Below are 20,572 nucleotides of genomic sequence, written 5' to 3'. Positions count from 1 at the left end.
CTTGGCACTGGATCCCGGCTTTCGCCGGGATGAGCGGAGTAAGGAACACGGTCGCTACGCCACCTTCCGCGCGAGGTCGTTGATCAGGTCGGTCAGGCCGGGGGCTTCGCCGGTCGGGTCGTAGCGCATGGCCATGCGGTGGCCGAGGCAGGGCTCTGCCAGTGCTTCAACATCTTCGAGGCTCGGCGCAAACCGGCCGCGCAGCAGGGCCCGCGCCCTTGCCGCCAGCATCAGCGCCTGACCGGCCCGCGGGGAGGGGCCCCAGTCGACGAGGCGCTTCACACGCGCGTCAGAGGTCTGCTCCGGCCGCGCCTCGCGGATGAGGGCGAGGATGGCCGAGACGATCTTCTCTCCCACCGGCATTTTCCGCACCAGCGCCTGCAGCGCCATCAGGCGCGAAGCGTCGAGCGCGGCATGCACGGCCTGGTCGGCGCCGCTCGTCGTTTCGATGAGGATGCGGCGCTCTGTGTCGAGGTCCGGATAGTTCACGTCGATCTTCAGCAGGAAACGGTCCAGCTGGGCTTCCGGCAGCGGATAGGTGCCTTCCTGCTCGATCGGGTTCTGCGTCGCCAGCACATGGAACGGCGCCGGCAGGTCATGCCGCATGCCCGCCACGGTCACGTGCCGCTCCTGCATGGCCTGCAGGAGGGCGGACTGGGTGCGGGGGGAGGCGCGGTTGATCTCGTCGGCCATCAGCAGCTGGGTAAAGATCGGCCCGCGCAGGAAGCGGAAGCTCCGCTGGCCGGTCGCGCTTTCATCCAGCACTTCGGAGCCGAGAATGTCGGAGGGCATCAGGTCCGGCGTGAACTGGATGCGCTGGTTCTGCAGGCCGAGCGCCGTGCCCATCGCCTCCACAAGCCGCGTCTTGGCTAGGCCCGGCGCGCCGATCAGCAGGGCATGGCCGCCGCCCAGAATCGCCGCCAGCGCCAGCTCGATCACCCGCTCCTGCCCGAACACCGCCTTGCCGATTTCAGCCTTCACCTGCTGCAGCGTTTCGGCGGCGTGCTCCGCCTCTGCAACAATCGTGTCCGCGGTCATATTCGTATCGGCCATATTCGACAGCGCCTTTTCCGGTTTGCGTGATCTGCAATGAGACCTATTTGTAAGGCCTCTTCAAGGCGGAGGAAGGTGTGTCTACCAGTTTGGCCAATAAAAACAGCCTCGAGGCCACGCTGAAGGCGCTCATGCCGGAGGGGACTCTGGACGGCAAACTGCCCCCCGTCGACCTCTGGAACCCTGACCATTGCGGCGACATCGACATGGAGATTCGCGCCGACGGGTCCTGGTGGCATGAAGGCGGGCGGATCAACCGGGAGCGGCTGGTGAAGCTTTTTTCCCGCATCCTGCGCAAGGATGAGGACGGCAAAACCTATCTCGTCACCCCGCATGAAAAGGTCGTCGTGCATGTCGAAGACGCCCCGTTCCTTGCCGTGCGCGTGGATCGGGCAGGCGAGGCGGGGCCGGACCAGACGCTCGGTTTCCTCACCAATCTCGGCGACGTGACCCTTGCCGGGCCGGACGCGCCGATCCGCGTCGAAACCGACCCGGAGACTCAGGAACCCTCGCCTTACGTCCTCGTGCGGGGGCGGCTTGAGGCGAAGCTCACCCGGCCGGTCTTCTACGAACTCGTGGACATGGCGGTCGATGCCCCCGACGGCTCCGGCCAGCTCGGCGTCTGGAGCCAGCGTGCCTTTTTTCCCATCGGACCGGCAGGCTGAGACGAAACCATGGCCTGGGCCGGACTTGACGATTTCCTGTTCCGCGTGGACGCGCGGCTCGACCCGCCCGCCGGCAATGGCCGGCTGGACGAGGGCGGCGACATGGATTTCCTGTCGCCGGAAGAGGTCGCGATCATTCGCCCGGCCGCCGTTCTGGTCGGCGTCATTCCCCGCAATAAAGGGGCAACGGCCCTCCTGACGCTCCGCCCCGACACCATGTCCACCCATGCCGGCCAGGTCGCGTTTCCGGGCGGCAAGGTCGACCCCATCGACATTGACGAGGTCGCCGCCGCCCTGCGAGAGGCCGAGGAGGAAGTCGGCGTCGCGCCGGATGACGTGCAGATCCTCGGCAAGGCCGCGCCCTATGTCACCGGCACCCGCTTCCGCATCACGCCCGTCGTGGGCTTGCTGCCTTACGATTTCGTCGCCCGGCCAGACCCGACAGAGGTGGCCGCCGTGTTCGAAACGCCGCTCGACTTCCTGATGGATGCGCGCAACCACCGGATGGGAGAGGCCTATTACAAGGGCAAGCCGCGGCGCTATTACGAGATGCCCCACAATGGCTATCGTATCTGGGGCGTCACCGCCGGCATCATCCAGCGGCTCTACGAGACTTTGTATGAGGGCTAAGGCCTTGCGGCATTTCGGGGTTTCCCAAGCGCGCCGCATCTGCCTATCCTGCACCGGAAGGCAGGAGAGGGGTTAGACGTCTTGGCCGGACGCATTCTGTTTGAACTCTTGATTTTCTCGATCCCGTTCATGGTGTTCGGGCTGTACCTGCTTGCGACCGCCACGGCCGAGCAGGAAGGCCGGCGGAAATGGCCGATCAATCTCCTCTTCCTCATCGGCCTCGCACTTGCCACCGCTGCCTATTTCGTCATGGCCTTCATGGAAGACCGGTCGGCGACCATGTGCCAGAAGCCGACGCGCTATGTGGACGGCAAGCTGGTGCCCGGCGAGAAATATCCCTGCGAGCATGACCTGAAGGATGCCGGGCGGGCGCTGAATCGCGATCCCGGCGGCGCGGTCGAACTCGACACCGAACCCCAGCCCGATGCGGGCGAAAATGTCCCCGACTAGGCGCCTTCAGGGAGACTGGCTGACCCTACCGTCGACCCGTGCCGTGATGGCCGCGCTCGAAGCCGCCCGGCCCGGCGGCGCCCGTTATGTCGGCGGCTGTGTGCGCAACGAGATCCGGGGCCTTGCCGTCGACGATATCGACATCGCAACGCAGATCCTGCCGCAGGATGTGATGGCGGCGATGGAGACGGCCGGCATCCGCGCCATTCCCACCGGCATCGAGCATGGCACCGTGACGGCGATCGCCGACGGCCGCCCCTATGAGATCACCACCCTGCGCCGCGACGTCGAAACCGATGGCCGCCGCGCCGTCGTCTCCTTCACCGAAGACTGGGCCGAAGACGCCGCCCGCCGCGATTTCCGCATGAACGCAATCTATGCAGCGCCGGACGGCAGCATCGAGGAAGTCGTGCCCGGCAGCGTGGACGATGCCATCGCCGGCCGCGTCATCTTCATCGGCGATGCGGACCAGCGCCTGATCGAAGACTATCTCCGCATTCTCCGCTTCTTTCGCTTCAATGCCTGGTATGGTGCGGGGGTGGATGAGCCCGGGCTTGCCGCCTGCGCGCGGCAGAAGGACGGCCTGAAGAAGATCGCGGCCGAGCGGATCTGGAAGGAAATGAAGCGCACGCTTGCGGCACCCGACCCGTCGGTGGCCCTGATGGCGATGGAAGACAGCGGCGTTCTGGACGTCGTGCTGCCTGCGGCGCGCACCTCCGTCCTGCCGGGCCTCATCGCGGCGGAGCAGGGGACCGGCGCCGCCCCGGACCCGATGCAGCGTCTGATGGCACTGCTGCCGCGGCGCCTGACGGACGTTGAAGCGGCCTCGCGCGCCCTGCGCCTCTCCAATGCCGAACGCGACCGCCTTGCGGACTGGGCCAGTCCGGCGCTCGGCCATGTCGTGCCGCTGGGCCCGGAAGCCCGCCGCGAAACGCTTTACCGTTTCGGCGCGGCGGCGGTGAAAGACCGCGCCCTGGTCGATGCAGCGCAGGGGGCGCCGCTGGATGACGTCGCCGCTGTCCTGAAGGCGGCAGAGGCTTGGCAACGCCCGGTTCTGCCGGTCGATGGCAATGATGCGCTGAAGGCCGGGTTCTCGGGGCCGGAGGTTGGCGCCGCGCTGGCATCCGTCGAGGCGGACTGGATCGCCTCGGACTTCACGCTGACGCGCGACGCGCTGCTCAGCCGCCTGAAACCTGCGGGTTAGCCCACCAGACGAAGCCGTTGAGATAAGCCGCAAAGCTCACCCAGACGAGATACGGCACCTGCAGCCAGGCCGCCGCCTTCGAGAACCGGCCGAACTCGCCCATCATCGCAATCACCAGCAGCCAGAGCGCGGTCAGGATTCCCATCGCCAGCGGCACCTGCTTCAGGCCGAAGAAGAACAGGCTCCAGCCGACATTCACCATCAGCATGGTGAAATAGATGCCGAGCGGCTGGCTCGCCCGGTGGAAACTCCCGGCCCGCCAAAGAACCAGCAGCGCGCCGAGCGCCATCAGGGCGAACAAGGCCGGCCAGACAAGGCCGAACACATAGTCGGGCGGGTTGAGCGCGGCCTTTTTCAGGCCGTCATACCAGCCGGGCTTTCCGCTTTGCGTGACGAGTCCGCCGAGGGCCCCGGCCATCGCCGTTGCCAGCACCAGCAACAAGCTGGCGCCCCAAGGGGCTTTCCGCGTGCGTTCCACCATCGCGGCCCTTATACGCCGCTCGCGGCCTCCCGTCTTTGCGGAACACGCGACGGACGAAGATTGTAAGGGCCAGCCGAAAGGATTGCGGGCCGGGATGCCCGGAAATCAGGCGGCTGTCACGGCCACTTCACCACGGGCGGCATAGAAGAGAGGATGCTCGTGACATTCCCGCCGGTCTTCAGGCCAAAGGTCGTGCCGCGGTCGTAGAGCAGGTTGAACTCGACATAGCGCCCGCGCTGGATGAGCTGCTCCTCGCGCTCGGCCTCGCTCCAGGCTTCCTCGAAGCGGCGGCGGACGATCTCGGGATAGATGGCCGCAAACTGCTTGCCCACTTCCTGGGTGAAGGCGAAGTCGCCTTCCCAGTCGCCGGTATTGAAGCGGTCATAGAAGATGCCGCCGGTGCCGCGCGGCTCGTCGCGGTGGGCGAGGTGGAAATAGGTGTCGCAATGCTCTTTCATGGCGGCGAAGTCGGCGCCGGGATGGGTGTCACAGGCGGCTTTCATGGCTGCATGGAAATCGACCGAATCCACGAACGCCTGATCGCGCTGGTAGCCGAGCAGGGGATTGAGGTCGCCGCCGCCGCCGAACCAGGACTGGCTGGTCACCAGCATCCGTGTGTTCATGTGCGCCGCCGGAACGCGCGGATTGCGCGGATGGGCGATGAGCGAGATGCCGGAGGCCCAGAATTTGCCGTCCGACTTGTCGGCGCCGGGGATTTGCGCCGCGAAGGCTTCCGAAAACGTCCCGTACACTTCGGAGAAGTGAACCCCCACCTTTTCGAACACCTTACCCCGCATCAGGCCCATGCGGCCGCCGCCGAGATCCTCGCTGCCGTCGCCGCGGCGCCATTCGGTCAGTTCGAACCGCCCGGCAGGCCCCCGGTAAAGGGGAGGGCAGGCGGCATCCTCGATCGCCTCGAAGCGGGCGCAGATGTCTTCCTGGAGGGTGCGGAACCAGTCCCGCGCGCGGCGTTTCTGGGAGGAGGGGTCAGGTGTCGTCATGGGGCGAGACTTGTGGCGCAAGCTGCACAGGTTGCAAGCCCCCTGTTGTCACAGGCCGCAAGTCAGGATAACGCCCTAGCAGTGTAAATCTCAGGGGCTGGCCCCGCGCCCACTTGCCGCAATGTGCAAGCGGGTGGGGTCTTGTAATACGGGGCCAGATTTCTGCCTTGTGAGGATGGGAAAGCGTGACTGATCACACAGCAACAGAGCATGATGTGGTGGACGACGACCGCCGCAACTTCATCCACATCGCCACGGGTGCTGCGGCATTCGGCGGCGCGGCCATGTTCGCATGGGCCGCAGTGGACCAGTGGAACCCGGCGGCAGACACCAAAGCGGCGTCGGCACTCGACGTGGACATTTCGAAAATCCCGCTCGGGAGCGAAATCCGCGTCCTGATCGGCGGCAAGCCGTTCTTCATCCGCCACCGGACGCCGGCCGAGATTGCCGCGGCCGAAGCGGTGAACATCTCCACCCTGCGCGACCCGCAGACGGACGATGAACGCCTGCGTCCGAAAGCCGATGGCTCGCTCAACCGCGCCATCCTCGTGACCTCCGGCTCCTGTACCCACCTCGGCTGCGTGCCGGTCGGTCCGGCCCAGGGCAATACGGGCGATTTCGGTGGCTGGTACTGCCCCTGCCACGGCTCGCACTACGACACGTCCGGCCGCATCCGCAAAGGCCCTGCGCCGCTCAACCTTCCGGTTCCGAACTACAAGTATGTGTCGGACGCCGTGATCAACATCTCGCTGTAAGGACGGAGACTTCCCGATGGCCGGACACGAATCCTCCTACGAACCCACAAACGCGTTCACGCGCTGGCTCGACAGCCGCCTGCCGATCATCCGGTTCGCGCAAGACCATGCGATGAACTTCCCGACCCCGAAGAACCTCAATTACTGGTGGACCTTCGGCGGCATCCTGGCAGTCTGCCTTGCGATCCAGATCATCACCGGTGTCATCCTCGCGATGCACTATGAGGCCAGCGTCGACGGTGCCTTCGCCTCGGTCGAGCGCATCATGCGCGACGTGCCGTATGGCTGGCTGCTGCGCTACATCCACGCCAATGGCGCCTCGATGTTCTTCCTCGCGGTCTACATCCACATGTTCCGCGGCCTGTACTACGGATCGTACAAGGCCCCGCGCGAAGTGCTGTGGGTGCTCGGCTGCGTCATCTACCTCCTGATGATGGCCACGGCCTTCCTCGGCTACATGCTGCCCTGGGGCCAGATGTCCTATCACGGCTCGAACGTGATCACCGGCCTCTTCGGTGCGATCCCGATCATCGGCGAAAGCATCCAGACCTGGCTGATGGGCGGCCCGTCGATCGGCAACCAGACGCTCCAGCGCTTCTTCTCGCTGCACTACCTGCTGCCGTTCATGATCGCTGCCGTCGTCGTGCTGCACGTCTGGGCACTGCACGTGCCGGGCAACAACAACCCGACCGGCGTTGAAGTCCAGGATGTCGAGAAAGAGACCGTTCCGTTCCACCCGTACTACACGGTGAAGGACGCCTTCGCGATCGTCATCTTCCTCATCATGTTCGCCGTGTTCGTGTTCTACGCGCCGAACGTGCTGGGCCATGCCGACAACTATGTCGAAGCCAACCCGCTGGTGACGCCGTCGCACATCGTGCCGGAATGGTACCTGCTGCCGTTCTACGCCATCCTGCGCGCCATCACCTTCGACCTCGGCCCGATCCCGGCCAAGCTGCTCGGCGTGATCTTCATGTTCGCCGCTGTCGCGATCCCGTTCCTGCTGCCCTGGCTGGACACGTCCAAGGTCCGGTCGATGCGCTACCGTCCGGTGGCCAAGCAGTTCTTCTTCGGCTTTGTCGCCACCTGCCTCCTGCTGGGCTGGTGCGGTGCGGCGAACCCGGATGACGGCGTGTTCGGCAATCCCGGCAAGAAGCTGGTCGTGTCCTACACCGACGCCTCCGGCGCCGAGGTCACCAGCGAATACAATGGCGAAGGCGAAGCCTATGCCGACGCGAAGAAGTTTATGGAGTCGCTGCCGGCGGGCACCAATGCCTCGCTGTCTGCGGTCGCGAAGCCGACCTTCCAGTTCCGGCACCTCTCGCTGATCCTGACCTTCTGCTACTTCGGCTACTTCATCCTTCTCTTCTTCGTCGGCCTGACGGAGAGCTCGAAGGCTGTACCGGAGTCCATCCACAAGTCCGTGCTGAAACGCGCCAAGCGTTCCTCAGCCACCGCCATTCCGGCGGAATAGGGAGCCCAGAGCAAAGATGAAATCGCTTCGATTCCTTACCGCTGGTCTTGCCGGACTTGCCTTCACCGCAGCAGCGCATGCCGCTGGCGGCGCCGAACATCCCCATCCGCCGGAAGGCGGCTGGCCGTTCGAAGGCCCGATCGGCCAGTTCGACCAGGCTTCGCTCCAGCGCGGCTATCAGGTGTACAAGGAGGTCTGCTCCTCCTGCCACTCGATGAAGCTGATGAGCTACCGCAACCTCGGTGAGCCCGGCGGTCCGTTCTACGATCCGGCCTATCCGAACCCGAACGACAACCCGTTCGTGAAGGCGCTGGCCGCTGAGAACGAAATCCTCAGCCCGACCCCGAATGACATTGGCGAGTTCGACTATCGTCCGGCCACCCCGGCTGACCGGTTCCGCAGCCCGTATGCGAACGTGGAAGCGGCCCGCGCGGCCAATGGCGGCGCAGCCCCGCCGGACCTGTCGGTGATCACCAAGGCCCGCCATGGCGGTGCCTCCTATGTCTATCACCTCCTGTCCGGCTATCCGCATGACGACGCCTTTATCGAGCGCGAAGTCTCGCCGGCTGTGGTCACGACGCCCTATTCGGACAACGGCACGCCGGACGATCCGACCGACGACATCGCCGAAGTGGTGACACCGGCGGTCTACGAGACGCTGATCGACGTGTCGAAACTCGGCGGTCATGGCAGCGAGCACGGCGAAGGCTACCTCAAGGTTTCGCCGGGGCAGTACTACAACCCCTACATGGCCGGCGATACGACGCCGAACTATGAAGGCGACCCGCGGCACGCCCCGAAAGGTGGCTTCCTGGCCATGCCGCCGCAGCTGCTCGAAGGCCGCCTCGAATATACCGACGGCACCGAAGCGACCCCGGAACAGATGGCTTATGACGTGGCGCAGTTCCTCGCCTGGGCCGGCGAACCCAAGCAGGGCAACCGCAAATCTCTCGGCCTCGCCGTGATGGGCTACCTGCTGCTCCTCGCCGCGCTCCTGTGGTTCTCCTACAAGCAGATCTGGCGCAAGGTCGATCACTAGGCTTGTGACAGGGACTTGAATTGACGGCCCCGCCTGCGGTTGATCCAAGGGCGGGGTTTTCATTTGGGAGACAGGCATGACGCAATGGGTCATCGGGGTCATCGGCGGCTCCGGCCTCTATGAAATATCCGGACTGGAAGACCGGCGCGAGGAGCGCGTCGAGACGCCCTGGGGTGCGCCGTCGGATGCGCTGGTGCATGGCCGGATCGGCGATGTCCGCTTCGTCTTCATCCCCCGGCACGGCCGCGGCCACCGGCTGATGCCGACCGAAGTGCCTTACCAGGCCAATATTGCTGCCCTCAAACAGGCTGGCGTCACGGATGTTCTCGCGATTTCCGCCTGCGGCAGCTTGCAGGAACAGTACGCCCCCGGCGATTTCGTCACCGCCGACCAGTTCATCGACCGCACCTTTGCCCGCCCAAAGACCTTCTTCGGGGAGGGCATGGTGGCGCACGTCTCGATGGCCCGGCCGGTCTGCTCCCGCCTCTCGGCGCTGGCTGGCGATGCGGCCGAGGCTGCCGGTGCGAAAGTGCATCGCGGCGGCACCTATATCACGATGGAAGGCCCGCAATTCTCGACGCTTGCCGAATCGCGGCTCTACCGGCAGTGGGGCTGCGACGTGATCGGCATGACCGCCATGCCGGAATCCAAGCTCGCCCGTGAGGCGGAGCTGCCCTATGCCGTCCTCGCCATGGTGACGGATTATGATTGCTGGCGTGAGGACGAAGAGGCGGTCTCGGTCACCAATGTGCTGGAAATCATGGGCCATAACAGTGCGCTCGGCCGGGCGGCCATTGTGAAACTGGCGGAAATGTTATCCGGAACGCCCCGTACACCCAGCCCTGACGGGATCGATACCTGTCTTGACCACGCGCTGATCACTGCGCAGGCGGCCAGGGCTCCGGAAACGCTCCGGAAACTTGAAGTCATTGCCGGGCGCGCGCTCAAAGGCTAAGCTTAAGGCTCCATTAACTCGGGCTGGCGCGGGGCTTGCTGGATCGGGCTGATTGGAGGGGATCTCAGAATGAGTGAATCGCAGTTCTACACCTTCTTCACCGGCGGCCTTGGCCTGCTGGTTGCGGCCGCATTGCTGATCGCCTGGCAGCTCTGGCGCATCCGCGACAATGAACGCGAAGGCGCGGCCTCGGCGCTGGAAGGCGTTTCGCACGAATTGCGGATCAATCTGCAGCGCTTCGTCAGCGAGATCGCCCAGATCCATGGCACCCAGGATGCCGGGCCGGACCTGTTGCTGCCTGTCCGCCATCCCCAGCTCGACGGCGTCAACGCCTCGATGATCCGCGCCAACCGCAATGCGCTCGCCGTGATCGGCAACACCTATCAGGAGCTGGAAGCGCGCAAGATGGCGCTCCGGGCCACGCTCGCCCAGCGGCGGGAGCCGGCCTACGCCATGGACGACGCCATGGACGCGACGATCAACGGCATCGCCACGCTCTATATGTGGGAAGTCCACAAGGGCGCGCGCCCGGCGGAAGTCGGCCGCGTGCGGACCTGGGCGGTGCGCGACTGGATGAAGGGCCATAATTTCTCGCAGGGCGCCCTGCCGGGCATGTACCTGCGCGATGAAGTGGTCGAGCGCCTTCGAGCCTATGGGCTGCACCTGACGCCGCGCCCGCTGACCCACACGGCGGCCGAGTATTACGCCATGCAATACGACCGCAAGGCGGACCTCAACGCGCCGTTCTGGAAGCGGAAGTCGCCGGAGCAGATTGCCGAGGAAGAACGCAAGAAGGCCGAGAAAGCCGCCCGCAAGGCCGAGAAAGAGGCCGAAAAGGAAGCTGCCAGGGCTGCCAAGGACGTTGAGAAGGCCGCGCTCGCCGCCGCTGCGGCCGCGCCGGCGGCTGCGGACGTGGCCAGCACGTTCGCTGACGACGACATGGACGATTTCGAGAAGGCCGTTGTGGGCGACCTCAATGGCGAGCACGACCTGCACAATCCCGTCGAAGACGCGGTGGAGGCGTTCGAGGAAGAGATGGCAGAATTCAGCGACACGGATCCGCCGGGCGGGCCGCGCTCCAACTGATCTCCCGGTTCGCGGCCTAACGCTTCAGGCCGCCCAGAATCCCGCGCAGCACATACCGGGTCACCTCGCGCGCCGCTGAGCGGGCCGCCTGGTTGCCGGCTTTTTCCAGCGGCGACATGCGGCGCGAGCGAGACGAGGTCTTGGTGCGCGCCTTCTTCTTCTCCAGCGCTTCCTTGACCTTGGCTTCTTCCGCCGCCAGCTTTTCAGCTTCCTTCGCGGCTTTGGCTTCCTTGGCCTCGAGAAGCTCGTAGGCGGACTCGCGGTCGACCACGCCGTCATACTTGCCCGCCACCGGGCTCGCCTTCATCACCGCCTTGCGCTCGGCGGGTTCTGCCGGGCCAAGCCGGGAAGCGGGCGGGCGCACCATGGTCCGCTGCACGATGCCGGGCGCGCCTTTCGCATCCAGCGTCGAAACCAGCGCCTCACCAACGCCGAGTGTGGTGATCACTTCTTCCGTATCGAAGGCGGGGTTCTCCCGGAACGACTGCGCCGCCGCCTTCACGCCCTTGCGTTCGGCCGGCGTATAGGCGCGCAGCGCATGCTGGAACCGGTTGCCGAGCTGAGCGAGTACGCTCTCCGGCAGGTCGCGCGGGTTCTGCGTGACGAAGAACACGCCGACGCCCTTGGAGCGGATGAGGCGCACGACCTGTTCGATCTTCTGCAGCAGGGCGGGCGGTGCATCGTTGAACAACAGGTGCGCCTCGTCGAAGAAGAAGACGAGGCGCGGCTTGTCCGGGTCGCCCACTTCCGGCAACTGCTCGAACAGTTCCGACAACAGCCACAACAGGAAGGTGGAATACAGTTTCGGGCTGTTGATGAGGCGCGTCGCATCCAGCACGCTGACCATGCCCTTGCCGTCGGTCGTGGTGCGCATCATGTCCGGCAGTTCCAGCGCCGGCTCGCCGAAGAAATGCTCGGCGCCCTCGCGCTCCATCACCAGCAAATTGCGCTGCACCGCGCCCAGCGAGGCGGCGGCGATGTTGCCGTACTCCTTGCTGAGTTCGTCGCGCACGTCCTTTTCGCTCATATGGGCGAGCAGCTTGCGCAGGTCTTTCAGGTCCAGCAGCAGGAGGTTGTTGTCGTCGGCATATTCGAACGCAATGTTCAGCACGCCTTCCTGCGCATCAGTCAGGCCCATGAGGCGCGAGAGGAGCAGGGGCCCCATCTCCGCGATCGTGGTGCGCACCGGATGGCCGTTCTCGCCGAACAGATCCCAGAAGATCACCGGCGCGGCGGAATAGCCATAATCCGGCAGGCCGATCTTCTCCGCCCGCGAGACGAGCTTCTCGTGCAGCGGATGGCTCTTGCTGCCCGGCACGCAGATGCCGGAGAGGTCGCCTTTCACGTCGGCGCAGAACACTGGCACGCCGGCATCGGAAAAGCCCTGCGCCAGGATCTGCAGCGTCACTGTCTTGCCGGTGCCGGTCGCCCCGGCGACGAGGCCATGGCGGTTCGCGACCTTCAGCAGCAATTCCTGCGCAACGTCCGGTGCGCCCGTGCCGTTCGCGTCCGCGCCACCGATGAAAATGGAGTCTGTCATGCTGCCCGCACCTCTTCAGCTATCGCCGGAACGCTAGTGATTCCACGGGATTCGGCAAGGCCTGAGGTGTCAGGCGCCGGCGGGGTCAGGACTCGTCGTCGATGCCGGGACACCCGGCCGCGCGCATCCAGCCGCTGATCTGCTCAACCATCTGAGGCATACCGATCTGCTGGAACAGGTCCACCGACCGGGCCCAGTGTGTACAGGCACTGATTGTATCGCCGCGTTGCTTTGCAAGCGCACCCAGATTGGCGAGCAGTGTGGCCATACCTTCCTTGCTGCCGAGCGCTTCAGTGAGAACGAGGGCACGTGTATAAAAGTCCTCCGCAGCGTCGAGGTTACCGCGTGCCATAGCGGTGTTGCCGAGATTGCCAAGCTGTATGGCCATGCCTTCCTTACGGCCGATGGCTTCGTGGAGGACAAGAGCGCGTGAGTTAAAGTCCTCCGCGGCGTCGAGGTCGCCGCGCGAATTGGCGATGACACCAAGATTGCCGAGCTGTATGGCCATGCCTTCCTTGCTGCCGATGGCTTCTTGGAGGGTGAGGGAGCGTGTGTGAAAGTCCTCGGCGACGTCGAGTTTCCCGCGCGTTATTCCGATGAGGCCGAGATTGCCGAGTTGGTTGGCCATGCCTTCCTTGCGGCCGAGGGCTTCATCGAGGGCGAGGGCGCGTGTGTGAAAGTCCTCAGCAGCGTCGAGGTTACCGCGCGTCCTGGCTATGAGGCCGAGATTGCCGAGATTGGTGGCCATGCCTTCCTTGTTGCCGAGGGCTTCATCGAGGGCGAGGGCGCGTGTGTAAAAGTCCTCAGCGGCGTCGAGGTCCCCGCGCGTCATGGCGATAAGGCCGAGATTGCCAAGGGCGGCAGCTTCCACGGTCTTGTCCGACGCCCCGGCAGTGTCCAGCACATGCTGGAAGGCCTGCCGGGCATCGTCCAGATTGCCGAGGCGCACATCCAGAAGACCGGCCCGGTTCCAAGCGTAAGTGTTGCCTGCGTCGAGGTCCCGCGCCGCACGATAGGCGGCCAGCGCCCGGTGTGTGTGGTTCAGATAGGCAAGGTCCCCGATCTCGATCCAAATCCGGGCGGCGGCGCGGGATTTGTCGGCCGCTTCAGCTTCGGCCTGCCGTGCGGCGGAGGTTTTCTGCTGCGCCAGCGCTTCCAGCTCATCGAAACCGGACTCGTCGCCCGTCAGCACGCGCTCGGTTGCAGCAGGCGCGAGTTCGCCGAGGCCGAGGGCGGCCTGTTCCACGCGCTCGACGGTTTCCTCATCCATAGCGCGCCCTTCGGCGGCCGCTTCGGCCCGTTCCCGGGCGATGAAGTCCGCAATCAGCGTTTCGAGCCTGCCGAGTTTGTCATCGCTGGCGCGGCGATTGTCTTCCATCTGGCGCCGCAGCGCTTCCCGGTCCTGCCGGGCCTGCTCTGCTTCGGCCTTTGCCTCTTCCAGCTGGCGGGCTTTCTCAGCCGCCTCCCGCCGTTGCTGCGCCCGTCGGAAGGGCAGGCGGATGATCCACCAGACTGCGCCGAGAATGGCGAGGACAGCAGCGACAACGCCCAACTGATTGACGAGGCCGATGCTCTCGAACCACGTCCATACGCTCTCCACACTGGAATACACCCCGCCCCAAACGTCTGCGGCCTGGTCTGCCAGAGTGGCCGGAGCCGGTGTCTCGTCCATGTCGGTTCCCGCGCAGGCCGGCTGTTCCACCCCAGGGGGCACACCGGCAGAGCCTTCAACCCGAACTTTATCGCAATCCAAACCCGCCGGTGCAAGCATCGGTTTGGCTGCGGACAAGGCGGCTTGCCTGCGGGGCGGGCTCGGTTAGTCTGGTGCCGGTCTCATACGCGCAGGCCGCCGACGGGGAAGGGGCACAGGACATGAGCCGTACTGCGACAGCCGGAATCTGGGTCATCGCGACGGGGGTGCTGATCGCGCTGCTGTATCTCGGGCGGAACATTCTCGCGCCGTTTGCGCTGGCGGTGTTCCTGTTCCTGATTATCGAAGGCTTCGCCACGATGATCGACAACTGGTCGCGCATCCTGAAGATCGGCCATGCGCGCTTCATCGCCATCCTGCTCGTGCTCGGCGGCTTCATCGGTTTCCTCGGCCTGATGGCGAACGGCATCCGCGAATTCGGCCGCGATGCCGGCGAATACGAAAGCAAGATCAACGGCCTCATCCGCGACGCTTACGGCCTCGCCCACATGACCGATGCGCCGACCCTGCAGGAACTCGTGTTCAACGAAAGCGGCCAGCGCTTTTTCGCCACCATCGCCAATGCCACCGGCGACCTCTCCGGCGACATCATGCTGATCCTCATCTATGTCGCTTTCCTGTTCCTTGCCCAGTCTGGCTGGACGCAGAAACTGGACAATATCTTCCCCGAATTCGAAAGCCGCAATCAGGTGCGCGAGATCGGCGACGAGGCCCGGCGCAGCATCGAGACCTATCTGTGGACGCAGACGGTGATCTCCGCGCTCATCACGGCGCTCACCTATGCCTCCCTGCTGGCGCTCGGTGTGCAGAATGCGCTGTTCCTGTCGGCATTGATCTTTGTACTGAATTATATTCCCACGGTCGGCTCCATCGTTGCGGCGCTGGTGCCGCCCCTGTTTGCGCTGGTCCAGCCATCGATGCCGGGCTGGGTGCCGGGAGATCCGCCGCAGGACACCTACATTTATGCCGGCATCGTCTTCCTTGTGGTCAGCTTCTGGCAATTCTCGATCGGCAATTTTATCCAGCCGCGGATGATGGGCGAATCGCTGAACCTGTCGTCGCTGGTCGTGCTGCTGGCCCTTGCGATCTGGGGCGTGATCTGGGGCATTCCCGGCATGTTCCTGTCGGCGCCGTTGACCGTGCTGATGATGATCCTGTTTGCGCAATCAGATGCGACGCGCTGGCTGGCGATCCTCCTGTCCGCCGACGGCAACCCTCAGGGGAAGGGCACGGCCGCACCTATGGAACGAGTTGCAGTTGGCGCTGCGCAAGATGGTGGAGGCTGACGGGGTTTCGTGGCAATTCTCGCGACCAACAAACTGGGCGACCAAGCTGCTGAGCATTTCAGGAATTTAATAAGTGAATTGTCACTGGCGCCCTTGCTGATAAAATATTCAATACGAAATATAGAATCAGGCCTCCGCGTGCGTCCCCCCACCCAGCCTGCGGATCAAGGCCTGTAGGGCCCGCCGGACACGTCCCCGTCTGGCGGGCCCGTTTCGTTTCGGGGGCAAATTTGTCGGCTTCGCAAGCGCAGCAGGAAAGTTTCATTTGAAACTATCTTGTTGAAGGTATAGACGAGCCGCGCTAGACCCCAGAACACCGATTTCATACCCGTGTGAGTCTCACCCCATGAACAATCAGACTGTCGCCGCCGGCCCGCTTGAGCAGGTGCTGACGCAGGTTCAACACGAATCCGGCAATGAAGATCTCTCCGGGCTGACCCCGGCCGATGTGTCGGCCCTGGCTGAAAGCCTCTGGACCTGGGCTTCCGGCATTGCCGCAGGGCAGCAGGCCGTGCGTGTCATCGCCGATGCGACCGGTCCTTCCGGCGCCCTTGGCCGCAGTCTGCTTGAAGCCACCGGGCCGGACATGCCCTTCCTGGTCGACTCGCTGCTCGGCGAATGTGCGGAGCAGGGGCATGAAGTGCGCACGCTCTTCCACCCGGTCGTGCGCCTGCATGAAGGGCGCATGGTCTCGGTGATCCAGATTCACCTGCCGCGCCTCACCGCCGAAGAAGCCCGCCGCCTCGAAGCCGGCGCGCTGCGCACCCTTTCCGACACGGCGCTCGTCGTGGCGGACTTCAAGCCGATGAAAGACCGGATGCGCGCGGAAATCCGCCGCCTGTCGGTACTCGACAAGCCGACCCTGTCCGATGCGCTGGAGGCCGTCGCCTTCCTCGAATGGCTGACGAAAAACCATTTCGTCTTCCTCGGTTGCCGCGAATACCGCTTCGAGACCGATTCCGAAGGCGGCGTGCTGCCGGAAGAGCCCATCATGATCGAAGGCTCCAATCTCGGCCTCCTGCGCGACGAGGACGTGAACGTGCTTTCGCGCGATGCCGAACCGCTGGTGCTGACGCCGGAGATCGGCGCGCTCCTGTCGGAACCGTTCCCGCTGATCGTCGCCAAGTCGACCCTGGTCAGCCGCGTGCACCGCCGCGTGCCGTGCGACTATATCGGCGTGAAGACCTATGACGAGGCCGGCCGCGTCAATGGCGAGGTGCGTTTCCTCGGCCTCTTCACCGCGGAAGCCTATGACGAAACCGCCCGGTCGATCCCCTTCATCCGCCGGCGTGTGATGAAAGTGATCGCGTCATCGGGCGCGACGGCGGGCGGCCATACCGAAAAGGCCATCGCCAATCTGCTCGAAACCTGGCCGCGCGACGAGCTGTTCCAGACGCCGTCAAAAGTGCTTGCCCCGATGATCATGGGCGCGCTGCACCTGATCGGCCGGCCGCGCACGCGCCTGTTCGTGCGGCGCGACCAGTTCGACCGATTCGTCTCGGCCATCGTCTATGTGCCACGCGAAGCCTATGACACCTCGCTCCGTGAGCGGATCACTGAAGCCCTGACGGAGGCCTATGCCGGCTCGCTGATACGGTTCCAGCCCTATTTCGATTCCGGCCCGATGGCCCGCGTGCATTTCCAGATCGCGCTCGATCGCGGCCACCCGACACCTGACCCGGTTGAACTCGAAGCCCGCATCGCCCAGCTTTCCCGCACCTGGGACCAGGGCTTCCGCGAGGCGCTGATGGCCGCCGACCTCGGCCACGAGCACAGGGAAGGGGCCCGGGCATTCCTCGGCGCCTTCAATGCGGCTTATCGCGAAGCCTTCCCACCGGAAGAAGCCATGCGCGATGTCGAGGCCATGGCGCGCCTGTCCGCCGCGCGGCCGATCCTCGCGCGCGCCTTCCGCGGCGCCGGGGACGATGCCGACAAGGTCCGTGTCAAGATTTATGCCCGCGAAGGCTCCATTCCGCTGTCGGCCTGTGTGCCGGTGTTCGAACGCATGGGCCTGTTCGTGGCCTTTGAGACGGGCTATCCGGTGCGCCCCGGCGAACGGCCGGTCGAAGACGCGCCGGATGTCTACTGGGTGCATGACCTTTCGATGCGCACGGCCGACCGCTCGCCCATCGACCTCGATACGCTGGCGGACGAATTCGAGACCGCCTTTGAAAGCGTATGGTGCGGGCTAGCCGAGAATGACGGGTTCAACCGTCTCGTCGTCGCGGCCGGCACGACCTGGCGCGAGGCGGCGCTGATGCGCACACTCTGCGCCTATCGTCGCCAGACCGGCATGGACCAGCCGCAGGACGTTCAGGAAGCCGCCCTCGCGCGCTATCCTTCAATTACGCGCCAGCTGATCGACCTATTCGCCGCACGGTTCGACCCGGCGACGGCGATGAGCCTCGAAGGCCGCGAAGCCGCCTGCCGCAAGCTCCGCGGGGAAATCGAGGAAAGCCTGCGCGATGTCCGCGCGCTCGCCGACGACCAGGTGCTGCGCCGCCTTGCCGACCTCATCCTCTGCATTCAGCGTACGAACTTCTACCAGCGCGAAAACGGCCAGCCGCTGGCCTTCATCAGCGTCAAGATCGCCAGCCGCGAACTGGCAGACCTGCCGGAGCCCAAGCCGTTCCGCGAAATCTTCATGTCGAGCCCGAAAGTGGAGGGCGTGCACCTCCGCTTCGGTCCGGTTGCGCGCGGGGGGCTGCGCTGGTCAGACCGCGCCGCCGACTACCGCACCGAAGTGCTCGGCCTGGTCAAGGCCCAGCAGGTGAAGAACGCCGTCATCGTGCCGGTCGGCTCCAAGGGCGGTTTCTATCCGAAACAGCTGCCGGACCGGTCCGACCGCAATGCCTGGTTCGAGGGCGGGCGCGACGCCTACAAGGAATTCATCACCTCCCTCCTTGGACTGACGGACAATCTCGTCGACGGTGCTCTCGTCGCGCCGAAGGACACGATCATCTGGGACGGGGAAGACCCCTATCTCGTTGTCGCCGCCGACAAGGGCACGGCGACCTTCTCCGACACGGCGAACGCCATCAGCCTCGCCAGGGGGCACTGGCTGGGCGATGCCTTCGCCTCCGGGGGCTCTGCCGGCTATGACCATAAGAAAATGGGCATCACCGCGCGTGGCGGCTGGGAAGCGGTCAAGCGCCACTTCCGCGAAATGGGCACCGACATCCAGACCCAGCCCTTCACCGTCATCGGCGTCGGCGACATGAGCGGCGACGTGTTCGGCAACGGCATGCTGCTCTCGCCCGAGATCCGTCTCGTCGCGGCCTTCAACCACATGCATGTCTTCGTCGACCCGAACCCCGGCGACTCCGCGAAAAACCTTGCCGAGCGCCAGCGCCTCTTCGACCTGCCGCAATCCACCTGGGCCGACTATGATGCCAGCCTCATCTCCGCTGGCGGCGGCATTTTCGACCGCTCTGCAAAATCGATAAACCTCAGTGCAGAGATCAAGGCGCTGACGGGCCTCTCGAAGGATTCCGTAACGCCCGACGAACTGATCCACGCGCTGCTGAAGACGCAGACGGACCTTCTCTGGTTCGGCGGCATCGGCACTTATGTGAAGGCGAGCGCCGAGAGCCATGCCGATGCAGGCGACCGGGCGAACGACACGATCCGCGTCAGCGCCCGCGAACTGCGCGCGAAAGTCGTCGGGGAAGGGGCGAACCTCGGCCTCACCCAGGCGGCCCGGATCGAGTTTGCCCTCACCGGCGGGCGGATCAATACCGATGCCATCGACAATTCCGCCGGCGTCGACTCGTCAGACCACGAAGTGAACATCAAGATCCTTGCCGCCGAAGCGATCCGCCTCGGCGCCCTGAAAGCCGGGGATCGCGATGCACTGCTCGCCGACATGACGGACGACGTCGCCGCCCACGTGCTGCGCCACAATTACGACCAGACCGCCGCGTTGACGCTCGCCGAAGTGATGGCGGAGAACGATCATGAGGCGCTGGAGCGCCTGATGGTGTCCCTGGAAGAGCGCGGCGTGCTGAACCGCGCGCTGGAAGGCCTGCCGGATACGGGCGAGATGAAAGTGCGCGCCGAACAGGCCCACTGGCTGACCCGGCCGGAGCTTGCCGTCCTGCTTGCCTGGTCGAAGATCACCCTGTTCGACGACCTCGTTGCCTCCGACCTGCCGGACGATCCCTATTTCCATTCCGTGCTGAAGGGTTACTTCCCGAGCCCGATTGATGGCTTCGGCGAGGCGATGGACAATCACCGCCTGAAGCGGGAAATCATTGCCACCGTCGTCGCCAACCGCACGCTCGACATGGCCGGGCCGATCGCGCTCCTGCGGCTGCGCGAAGTGACGGGAGCGGACAATGCCCGCGTCGTGCGCGGCATGGAAGCGGCCCGCGCGGCGCTCGATTTCGACGATTTCCGCCATCAGGTCGACGCGCTCGACAACCAGATAGATGCCGAGGTCCAGACCGAGCTGCGCCTGCAGGCGGCCGCCGCGCTGCATGAGGCGGCCGTCTGGTTCATCCAGTCGCGCCCGCACGGCACGATGGAAGAGCTTGTTCAGCAGACGCACGATCCGCTCAGCCGTTTCATGGCGGCCCTGCCGTCGATCCATTCGCCGTTCGCTGCGGCGCGGATCGAGCGGGCGGCGCGTGCCCTCGCCAAGCGGGGCGCACCGGAAGAACTCGCCCGCTGGGCGCCTGCCATGTCGCATTTCGCGCAAGGCCTCGTGGTGATTGACGTCGCCGCGCGCACGGGTGCAGATGTGGCCGATGCCGGCGCCTGCTTCTTCCAGATCGGTGACGCGCTGAAGCTCGACCGGATGCGCGCCTCGGCGCGCGAGGGGCTTGCGAAGGCAGGCTTCTGGGATCGTGTCGCCGGCCGCCGCCTCGTCAGCGAGCTTGTCCATCTGCAGGCCGTTGCCTGCGAGGACGCGATCGCCAAAGGCGGGGCAGAGGCCTGGCTCGCGGCGCATGCCGACGGACGCAAGGATCTGCTGGCGACGCTTTCGGCCCTGTCCAAGGAAAAGTCCTGGTCGTTCGCCAAGTTCGCCCTTTCCGCCGACGCTGTCCGCCAATTCATGGCGCGATAGGGGGAGGGGCGAGCCCTCTATCCCCCGCTCGTGGCCTGCCAGACCGCTGCGCAAACCGGGCATGGGCGGAAATCTATCCGACCAGTGCGATCACATGCCTATCTTCCACGCATCCCTTGCACAGGGGCCGGGCCGGTACCGTTCGGTTTGTGTTGGGGAGGAATGGAGAGAGTG

The 20,572-nt window shown here is 65.0% G+C and carries 16 protein-coding genes; 11 read left to right on the top strand and 5 right to left on the bottom strand.

Annotated elements, in window-relative coordinates; translation table 11 throughout:
* Nucleotides 1-54 precede the first annotated feature (54 nt).
* Entirely contained in the window at nucleotides 55-1,062 is a 1,008-nt protein-coding gene (locus R3C13_RS13595) for an AAA family ATPase (RefSeq protein ID WP_371311443.1), read from the bottom strand.
* 122 nt (nucleotides 1,063-1,184) lie between these two features.
* On the opposite strand from R3C13_RS13595, the gene R3C13_RS13590 reads away from it, so the two are divergent.
* The 4 genes from R3C13_RS13590 (at nucleotide 1,185) to R3C13_RS13575 (ending at nucleotide 4,002) form a co-directional block, all read left to right on the top strand.
* Nucleotides 1,185-1,718 (top strand): DUF1285 domain-containing protein, encoded by a 534-nt coding sequence (locus R3C13_RS13590; RefSeq protein ID WP_371311373.1) that lies wholly within the window; start codon nucleotides 1,185-1,187, stop codon nucleotides 1,716-1,718.
* A 9-nt stretch (nucleotides 1,719-1,727) separates the two neighbouring features.
* Nucleotides 1,728-2,348: a CoA pyrophosphatase gene (locus R3C13_RS13585; RefSeq protein WP_371311372.1), complete on the top strand. Its 621-nt coding sequence runs from the start codon at nucleotides 1,728-1,730 to the stop codon at nucleotides 2,346-2,348.
* 81 nt (nucleotides 2,349-2,429) lie between these two features.
* The gene (locus R3C13_RS13580) at nucleotides 2,430-2,798 is read left to right on the top strand and encodes a DUF6111 family protein (protein ID WP_371311371.1); all 369 of its coding nucleotides are present in this window, start codon (nucleotides 2,430-2,432) and stop codon (nucleotides 2,796-2,798) included.
* Entirely contained in the window at nucleotides 2,785-4,002 is a 1,218-nt protein-coding gene (locus R3C13_RS13575) for a CCA tRNA nucleotidyltransferase (protein WP_371311370.1), read from the top strand. The genes R3C13_RS13580 and R3C13_RS13575 overlap by 14 nt, the downstream gene beginning before the upstream one ends.
* On the opposite strand, the gene R3C13_RS13570 is transcribed toward R3C13_RS13575, so the two are convergent.
* Together R3C13_RS13570 and hemF are read right to left on the bottom strand one after the other, a co-directional pair.
* The gene (locus R3C13_RS13570) at nucleotides 3,977-4,483 is read right to left on the bottom strand and encodes a TspO/MBR family protein (protein ID WP_371311369.1); all 507 of its coding nucleotides are present in this window, start codon (nucleotides 4,481-4,483) and stop codon (nucleotides 3,977-3,979) included. The two genes, R3C13_RS13575 and R3C13_RS13570, sit on opposite strands and share 26 nt — an antisense overlap.
* 116 nt (nucleotides 4,484-4,599) lie before the next feature.
* Nucleotides 4,600-5,484, bottom strand: coding sequence for an oxygen-dependent coproporphyrinogen oxidase (hemF, locus tag R3C13_RS13565; RefSeq protein ID WP_371311368.1), 885 nt, complete (start codon nucleotides 5,482-5,484; stop codon nucleotides 4,600-4,602).
* Between the two features lie 185 nt (nucleotides 5,485-5,669).
* On the opposite strand from hemF, the gene petA reads away from it, so the two are divergent.
* The 5 genes from petA (at nucleotide 5,670) to R3C13_RS13540 (ending at nucleotide 10,793) form a co-directional block, all read left to right on the top strand.
* Nucleotides 5,670-6,239, top strand: coding sequence for a ubiquinol-cytochrome c reductase iron-sulfur subunit (petA, locus tag R3C13_RS13560; RefSeq protein ID WP_371311367.1), 570 nt, complete (start codon nucleotides 5,670-5,672; stop codon nucleotides 6,237-6,239).
* Between the two features lie 16 nt (nucleotides 6,240-6,255).
* A complete protein-coding gene (locus R3C13_RS13555; RefSeq protein WP_371311366.1) occupies nucleotides 6,256-7,713 on the top strand; it encodes a cytochrome bc complex cytochrome b subunit in 1,458 nt (485 codons plus the stop codon).
* Nucleotides 7,714-7,729: 16 nt separating this feature from the next.
* Entirely contained in the window at nucleotides 7,730-8,752 is a 1,023-nt protein-coding gene (locus tag R3C13_RS13550; protein ID WP_371311365.1) for a cytochrome c1, read from the top strand.
* 76 nt (nucleotides 8,753-8,828) lie between these two features.
* Nucleotides 8,829-9,707 carry an S-methyl-5'-thioadenosine phosphorylase gene (mtnP, locus tag R3C13_RS13545; protein ID WP_371311364.1) on the top strand — a complete coding sequence of 293 codons (879 nt, stop codon included), beginning with the start codon at nucleotides 8,829-8,831 and terminating at the stop codon, nucleotides 9,705-9,707.
* 69 nt (nucleotides 9,708-9,776) lie between these two features.
* Nucleotides 9,777-10,793 carry a hypothetical protein gene (locus R3C13_RS13540; protein ID WP_371311363.1) on the top strand — a complete coding sequence of 339 codons (1,017 nt, stop codon included), beginning with the start codon at nucleotides 9,777-9,779 and terminating at the stop codon, nucleotides 10,791-10,793.
* 16 nt (nucleotides 10,794-10,809) lie between these two features.
* Here the strand turns inward: R3C13_RS13540 and R3C13_RS13535 are convergent, their stop codons facing one another.
* Together R3C13_RS13535 and R3C13_RS13530 are read right to left on the bottom strand one after the other, a co-directional pair.
* Nucleotides 10,810-12,333, bottom strand: a complete 1,524-nt coding sequence (locus R3C13_RS13535; protein ID WP_371311362.1) for a helicase HerA-like domain-containing protein — start codon at nucleotides 12,331-12,333, stop codon at nucleotides 10,810-10,812.
* 85 nt (nucleotides 12,334-12,418) lie between these two features.
* The gene (locus tag R3C13_RS13530; protein WP_371311361.1) at nucleotides 12,419-14,005 is read right to left on the bottom strand and encodes a tetratricopeptide repeat protein; all 1,587 of its coding nucleotides are present in this window, start codon (nucleotides 14,003-14,005) and stop codon (nucleotides 12,419-12,421) included.
* Nucleotides 14,006-14,205: 200 nt separating this feature from the next.
* Here R3C13_RS13530 and R3C13_RS13525 point away from each other — a divergent pair, with 200 nt between their 5' ends.
* Nucleotides 14,206-15,330 (top strand): AI-2E family transporter, encoded by a 1,125-nt coding sequence (locus R3C13_RS13525; protein WP_371311360.1) that lies wholly within the window; start codon nucleotides 14,206-14,208, stop codon nucleotides 15,328-15,330.
* 346 nt (nucleotides 15,331-15,676) lie between these two features.
* On the top strand, nucleotides 15,677-20,398 hold the full coding sequence (locus R3C13_RS13520; RefSeq protein ID WP_371311359.1) for an NAD-glutamate dehydrogenase: 4,722 nt from the start codon (nucleotides 15,677-15,679) through the stop codon (nucleotides 20,396-20,398).
* Nucleotides 20,399-20,572: the final 174 nt, after the last annotated feature.

Source organism: Hyphomonas sp. (assembly GCF_041398385.1).
Classification (GTDB): Bacteria; Pseudomonadota; Alphaproteobacteria; order Caulobacterales; family Hyphomonadaceae; genus Hyphomonas.
This window is presented reverse-complemented; position numbering and strand designations above follow the sequence as displayed.

Excerpts from the sequence above, each read along its gene's own strand:
- R3C13_RS13590 (WP_371311373.1), top strand. The coding sequence starts at position 1,185 with ATGCCGGAGGGGACTCTGGACGGCAAACTGCCCCCCGTCGACCTCTGG.
- R3C13_RS13585 (WP_371311372.1), top strand. The coding sequence starts at position 1,728 with ATGGCCTGGGCCGGACTTGACGATTTCCTGTTCCGCGTGGACGCGCGG.
- R3C13_RS13575 (WP_371311370.1), top strand. The coding sequence starts at position 2,785 with ATGTCCCCGACTAGGCGCCTTCAGGGAGACTGGCTGACCCTACCGTCG.
- R3C13_RS13570 (WP_371311369.1), bottom strand. The coding sequence starts at position 4,483 with ATGGTGGAACGCACGCGGAAAGCCCCTTGGGGCGCCAGCTTGTTGCTG.
- hemF (WP_371311368.1), bottom strand. The coding sequence starts at position 5,484 with ATGACGACACCTGACCCCTCCTCCCAGAAACGCCGCGCGCGGGACTGG.
- R3C13_RS13555 (WP_371311366.1), top strand. The coding sequence starts at position 6,256 with ATGGCCGGACACGAATCCTCCTACGAACCCACAAACGCGTTCACGCGC.
- R3C13_RS13550 (WP_371311365.1), top strand. The coding sequence starts at position 7,730 with ATGAAATCGCTTCGATTCCTTACCGCTGGTCTTGCCGGACTTGCCTTC.
- mtnP (WP_371311364.1), top strand. The coding sequence starts at position 8,829 with ATGACGCAATGGGTCATCGGGGTCATCGGCGGCTCCGGCCTCTATGAA.
- R3C13_RS13540 (WP_371311363.1), top strand. The coding sequence starts at position 9,777 with ATGAGTGAATCGCAGTTCTACACCTTCTTCACCGGCGGCCTTGGCCTG.
- R3C13_RS13535 (WP_371311362.1), bottom strand. The coding sequence starts at position 12,333 with ATGACAGACTCCATTTTCATCGGTGGCGCGGACGCGAACGGCACGGGC.
- R3C13_RS13530 (WP_371311361.1), bottom strand. The coding sequence starts at position 14,005 with ATGGACGAGACACCGGCTCCGGCCACTCTGGCAGACCAGGCCGCAGAC.
- R3C13_RS13525 (WP_371311360.1), top strand. The coding sequence starts at position 14,206 with ATGAGCCGTACTGCGACAGCCGGAATCTGGGTCATCGCGACGGGGGTG.
- R3C13_RS13520 (WP_371311359.1), top strand. The coding sequence starts at position 15,677 with ATGAACAATCAGACTGTCGCCGCCGGCCCGCTTGAGCAGGTGCTGACG.